Consider the following 6,283-nt stretch of genomic DNA (forward strand, 5'->3'; position numbering starts at 1 on the left):
TAACGCGAGGTACTGGGCCCACTGTCCCGATGCCTCGCGAGTCTCCTTTGTTTCGACGGCAATTCTTCTAACAGAAAGCCAAAATTACGCAGCTTCTGCAGTGAGGGCATGCAATTTGCGGGTGAGTCGGGACTTTTGGCGGTTCGCTGTCCCTTTTTTGATAACACCTTTACTGGCAGCTCTATCTAAGAGGCTTACCGTAGTTCGGCATAATTCCTGTGCTGTGTCGACGTTCCCTTCCGTAAGGGCGGTTTCTGTCTGTTTCATCACTGTCCGAAGCGTTGCTTTACGGTGTCGATTGCGATTCCGCTTTGTTTTGTCCGCACGTGCGTGTTTCTTTGCAGATTGTCGATGCAAAACAAATACTCCTTTTGAAAACTTATCTCTCGATGATCTCAAAGACAATCGAGGTATTAACTGTCTTTCACATTATGTGTACTTAATGATACCACAAAATATCAGGTTTGTCCATATTTTTTTGAAGGTTGCTGTGTGAAGTGAGTTTAATATTTTATGTTTGCTCAACCCAACCTCCGGTTTTAATAGAAAAGTGGCTCATATCATAAATAGCCCTGAGCACAGTGAAAAACCTACTTGATTTTTCACCACAAAGGCTTTAAAATATATACCAAAGGAGAATATTTTAATGAAATTACCGTCCCTTCTACTGATTTTTGCGATAACCATCGGATTTTGCACCGCTGTAGCGGCAGCCCCCCAAGACACAATTGACACACCCCCATGGCAACCCACAGGACACTACACACATCCTGAGATTCAAGAGAGCTCCGGCATCGTCGCCAGTCGACAGTTTGAGGGGATCTATTGGACCCTTAACGACTCTGGGAACCCCGCGGCACTTTACGCCACGAAGCACAATGGCGAATTAATCCAAAAGATCGAAATCAACGGTTCCAGGAACTTCGATTGGGAAGCACTCGGGATTGACGACAAAAATCAACTCTGGATCGGCGAAATCGGGAATAACAGCAGATTGCGGTTTGATCTGAAGGTCGTTGTCGTCGCAGAACCAGATCCGTTTACTGAAACAGAAGCACAGGTCATTGCAAGTTATCCATACCGATACCCCAATGAAAATGTAGATGCGGAAGGATTCTTTATTTTTGAAGGTATTCCTTATATTGTCTCTAAAGAACGAGAACGCGCCGTGCTTTATCAATTTCCGACGCTGAAGCCAGATACGAAGCAGGTATTGGAAAGGGTTGGCGAATTCAGGGGAGCGAAGTTCGTGACGGGTGCTGGAGTATCCGAAGACGGAACCCGACTTGCTGTCTGTACTTACGACGCACTCTGGGTATATCACCGCACAGCGGGTGATTTAGTACAGATGATTCAAAGCACACCGTGGCACTTACCTCACAACTTCTATGGAGAAGCCGTCTGCTTTGATGGTTACGATCTCGTCTTGACAAATGAAGCACGAGACATCTACTATCTCCCGCAATTTTGGTATGAGAAACAGTGGACTTTACCACCCAAGGACACCTACTCGGCTATTGACCTATTACCGAAGACAACAACACACAGCGTAGCAGTCCAGACAGAAAGTTACCGAGCGGAAGGCATCGATATTGGTGGAAGTCATATCACTTTCACGCCGGGAACTGTTGGGCAGGCGGCTGCCGTGACCGTTCCAATTGAAGTGCCTTACAGAGATGTTTATGAAATTCGTTCCATTTTAATGCGTGGACCGGGATATGCACATGTCCAATTGTCTGTAGATAACACAGTGGTCGGTGCGCCTTACGATTGCTATTCTACTGAGTCGATAGCCGGGACATTGGTTTCATTCGGGATTGCCCCTTTGAATGCCGGTGAAAATCAGATTATGCTCAGTATTGTTGGAAAAGCATCCGAAGGCACAGGCTATAAAATTGGTATCGATTCCTATCAAGTGTTGAACGCCTCACCGTTTGTAGAACGCTACGCGGTTTTAGGTCCGTTTCCCAAGACGGATGTCACTACGGTTGATGAATTGCTGCAGTCTGGTGGTCAATTGGACTTGAAGACAACTTATACAGGCGTTGATGGCAAACCCGTCCGCTGGCAGGAGGCAACTTCAAGGGCGGACGGGTATCTCGATTTACGCAAAGACCTCAGTCCTACGCCAATGACTGTCGGATACACATTGGTATACATCCACGCGCCGAAGACGACGGATTCTGTGATGTTGATTGGCAGCGATGACGAAATCGCTGTTTGGTTAAACGGAACTGAAATTCACCGAAAAAGTATCGATGCTGGTGCAACGGCGGATGCAGATGCCGTTCCATGCCAACTGAAAACCGGATGGAACACGGTGCTGTGCCAAAAAGTCGATCTCGGCTGGTCGTGGGGCCTCTATTTACGATTCACAGACGCAGATCGGGTTCTCAAATATGCCACTCAACCAACAAAATAGAAAGAAGCAGTGCATCTGCAACAAGTTAAGAAGGGGATGGAAGGGTAACCCCACCCTTCCATCCTTCCAATCTTCCACCCTTCCAGTCTCCCACTCTTTCAACCTGTACCCATTTTCATGGATTCAACGTTAAACGTTGTAGAGAAATATATCACTTACTTCAAAACAGCAATGGGGTGTATCCGATGCAGTTCAACTTTCTTCGATATAGTAGACAACGCCTGATGCAAATCGTCCAAAAAATCGGTGTTGTCGGGATGATGTTGGCAGCCGTGTCTGTTTCCGCAGGGACTTCCAGTATAAGCCAACGGGATATTTTTGTGGGTGCAAGTGCCCGCGCCGTCGGTATGGGCAGTGCGTTCACCGCAGGTCCTTCCGCGACCAACGGTTTTCTATGGAACCCGTCTTCATTAGGATTTATGGATGGTGTGGAAGTCAATATGGGGGGGATGCCGTTTCCGGGAAATTTCTCAAGCCGCGATCAAGCATTTTCAGTCGCTGCGAATCCACACACGTTCGGTGTGACGAACAGAAATTTAGGAAATGTCTCTTTCGCCACATGGCTTGACGGTTGTAAAAATAACACGACGGAGTCCACACAAATTGTCCTTTTGGGATATGGGCTTGCGCTCGGACAGCGTGCTTCGGCGGGTGCGAACCTGCGCTACTATCAGAACAACACACCCATCAGGACCAATTTTCTGTGGAGTGTGGACTTAGGGATGCAGTTCGCCTATCCATTGCAAAAATGGGGAGATTCGGTAAAAGTAGGCATGAATTTCGCTGAATTGAGCAGCGGCATTCGTGAGAACGGCGTACTTCTTGAGAGCGCGCCTTTAGCCGCACGCTTCGGAACAGCTTATGAGGCAGGCGGAAACACACTTTTCTCCGCGGACCTCGCCGTCCGAGGTCAGAACGAGGTCAACTGGGGAGAACGACTCCGATTGCACTTCGGGGCAGAACATTGGTTCATTGATGGACACGTCGGGCTGCGCTTCGGTTATACGGCTTTGACCGCTTCTGAAAGATTCTGGAGTGGTGAGTTGGCACGCGGACTGAGTTTCCGAAATTCCTCAGGACAACTCGATTATGCCTATGTGAGCGGCAGTGAATTGGAACAAGGTGTACATTGGATCTCGGCAACGTTACGGTGGGGTGGAGACGACAGGGTACCCGTATCGGTGGCAACCCGCACCGAACCGTTAGATACCGATGACACTGCCCCGATTTTAATGCCGGAGACATTTGAAATAGACCCTGAAACACTTGATGGAGACTTGGATCTCTCGGAACCCGCAATTTCACCGAATGGCGATGGTGTGTCGGATAGCACCACATTCCGTTTGCGTCTCGGAGAAGACGGCACTGCACCGCTACGATGGCAGTTGAACATACTTGATGAATACACCGAAAATATTTGGGAAAAATCTGGGACAGGTGTGCCAACGGATGGTGTCGTCTGGAATGGGTTCGCTGATACCGGTAACTTAGTGCCTGACGGAAATTACGAGGTTCGGCTCCACGTTCTTAACTCACAAGGCACGTTACATTTCGTGGATACCGGGACAGTGACTGTGGACCTCATTCCAACGACAGTGGAGCTTTTCGCGAAAACACCGACAACCGTCGGTGTGAAAACGTGGGACATCAATCCGCTCGTGCAGTGGAAATTTGAGCTGTTCGACACGAAAAACGCGCTGATTGAGCAGGCAGAGGGCAAGGGTTCGCCGCCTGCCGAAGTCGCTTTGAGCAAAGTCCAAGTGGATCCGAATGTAGTTTACACCGGTAGGTTACATGTTCAGGACATTGCTGGCAATCGGAGCATGGAGCAGGCGACGTTACAGTTTGGGACGAACAATCAGATAAAAAGAGCGTCGGTATCCAGTAGGATGACACTTATGGTGGGTTCATTTGTAGAACTTTACAATGCCGAAGCCCTACAAGAAAAATTACAATTGCAGAATCCGAATGAGGAAATCGCTCTCCGGGTCGCTACTGTTGACGGAAAAACGCTGCATCGTGTGACAATCGGTGAATTCAGCACGCGGGCTGAGTCCATGGAGTTGAAGCAACGCATTCAAGAGACCCTCGAAGTCGAACCGGTACTGATTATGGTCCAATGACCCCTTTCCCCAACAACGGTAGGTGCGGTTTCTTAATGGCTATCAGCACTCGGCTGTCAGCGGTCAGTCTTCTGCGTATTATCCCCTTTCCGTTAGCGAGGTTTCTAACCTTGTCCCTTCCCTAAAGCCCTTGTCTATAGCCTTCTGGAAACTGCCTTTGTTATAGACTCTATCCTAATATGCCAACGGATGGCTATCTCAACAAAATCTTCACGCCGGAGGCAAAACACGTATAGGAATTCCTTGATTTTTTTTCTATAATATATTAAAATACTTCCTAAGTCTATGGAGGTTGTATGCAATATGCACTTTCAGAACTATGAACCTGTTCAATATAAACATAATATCCTATTTCACGTCGTTTTTCAGGCTCGCTTCCCCGAAATCATGAGAATCCAGCACGAGCCCCCTATTGCTTTTCAGGATGCGATGAGAACAGAAGGATACACGGAAATTAACCATAGTGTACCACCCATTCTGCCTGGTATAATACCTAATCAAGCATTAGATGTAGGTAGGCTATTCCATTTCCTGACTGAACAAAGAGACTGGGAAGTTACTTTAGCTCAGGATTTTATGTCGTTAGGTTGTCATCGAAATTACAGCAGTTATAGCGAATTTAAAGAAAAATTAGAAAAGGTTTTGCGAATATTCCATAAAATCTACAGACCTTCCTACTTTACTCGTATTGGTCTCATGTACCGAAATATGGCAAATAAAACCTTTCTTTCCCATTTACAACAAGTGGATATTGAGTCTTTTATCCCTGAACATATTTTTCCGGTATTGGCGACCCCTATGGCAGGCGATGTTTTGAGTCTGCAGACGATGTCTCAATTCGATGACAATGAAATAAGAGCGACTGTGACTCATACCTTATCTCAGGTGTCGGGAGGGTTTGGACACAGGCAGGTCACTAATGAGAGATCGTATATAATTGACATAGATTGTTTTTATGAACGTAATGTAGGAGTAATAGATGAGGTTTTCACAAAGTGCGACTTATTCAAAGAACTTGAGCGGAATATCTTCGAGTGGAGCATCACTGATACCCTACGGGGAGCCATGGGAAAATCTGAGTCATAAACGGATCAATACATCCTTTGGAATATCCAAATGGCCTCACTCCGTTGATCCAACGGCACAAGGGGCAGAATTTGCCGAAAATCACTACTCGGATGGTTTTCGATCTCATATAGTGAACCCAAGTCATCCGGAAGCCGATGCTATCTTTCCAGAACCTGAATTACCTCAGTTTATTGGCGGAACATCAGAGATTAAGGGATACATTCGCGGTTCATATTTGCTTTGTACTTCTACGAACCCACTATCGGATGTAGACATAGTCCTCTCATATCGAGAAATCGGAACTTATTACTGGCGAGACCTCCAAAGACAAATAGAAAATTCGGTTCAGACAGAAACCAGTACTATATTTTCAGAACCTAAATCATCTCAACTTGTTGTCGGGCCGGCGGAGATTAGAGAAGATATCCGTTCACTGCGTGCGTTTTCTTCTCAAAGGAATTCCTTATCAGAAGCCGATGTAGTTATCGCGCATTCAGAAATAGGAGCTTACTACTGGCCGGACTTCCAAAGACAAGTAGAAAATCCAAGTTCTGCGGGAGTTAATGACCGCATTTGGATACCTAAGTCATCTCAACTTGTTGTCGGACCGGTGGGGATTAGAGAAGATATCCGTTCACTGCGTGCGTTTTCTTCTCAAAGGAATTCCTTA

The 6,283-nt window shown here is 46.7% G+C and carries 4 protein-coding genes; 3 read left to right on the forward strand and 1 reads right to left on the reverse strand.

Going from position 1 to position 6,283, the window contains the following annotated elements; genetic code table 11:
• Window positions 1–84: 84 nt before the first annotated feature.
• Window positions 85–414, reverse strand: coding sequence for a 30S ribosomal protein S20 (gene rpsT, locus F4X88_06205; GenBank protein MYA55865.1), 330 nt, complete (start codon window positions 412–414; stop codon window positions 85–87).
• Window positions 415–646: 232 nt separating this feature from the next.
• Between rpsT and F4X88_06210 the strand changes: the two genes are divergently transcribed.
• The 3 genes from F4X88_06210 to F4X88_06220 all read left to right on the forward strand — a co-directional run bounded on the left by F4X88_06210 (window position 647) and on the right by F4X88_06220 (window position 5,631).
• Window positions 647–2,422: a hypothetical protein gene (locus tag F4X88_06210; GenBank protein MYA55866.1), complete on the forward strand. Its 1,776-nt coding sequence runs from the start codon at window positions 647–649 to the stop codon at window positions 2,420–2,422.
• A gap of 185 nt (window positions 2,423–2,607) precedes the next feature.
• Window positions 2,608–4,545 carry a hypothetical protein gene (locus F4X88_06215; GenBank protein MYA55867.1) on the forward strand — a complete coding sequence of 646 codons (1,938 nt, stop codon included), beginning with the start codon at window positions 2,608–2,610 and terminating at the stop codon, window positions 4,543–4,545.
• A gap of 285 nt (window positions 4,546–4,830) precedes the next feature.
• On the forward strand, window positions 4,831–5,631 hold the full coding sequence (locus F4X88_06220) for a TIGR04255 family protein (protein ID MYA55868.1): 801 nt from the start codon (window positions 4,831–4,833) through the stop codon (window positions 5,629–5,631).
• The last annotated feature ends 652 nt before the right edge of the window (window positions 5,632–6,283 follow it).

The organism is Candidatus Poribacteria bacterium, assembly GCA_009839745.1.
In the GTDB taxonomy this organism is placed as follows: domain Bacteria; phylum Poribacteria; class WGA-4E; order WGA-4E; family WGA-3G; genus WGA-3G.

Bases quoted from the DNA above. Each gene is read 5' to 3' on its own strand.
- F4X88_06220 (MYA55868.1), top strand. From the start codon at position 4,831: ATGGAGGTTGTATGCAATATGCACTTTCAGAACTATGAACCTGTTCAA.
- F4X88_06215 (MYA55867.1), top strand. From the start codon at position 2,608: ATGCAGTTCAACTTTCTTCGATATAGTAGACAACGCCTGATGCAAATC.
- F4X88_06210 (MYA55866.1), top strand. From the start codon at position 647: ATGAAATTACCGTCCCTTCTACTGATTTTTGCGATAACCATCGGATTT.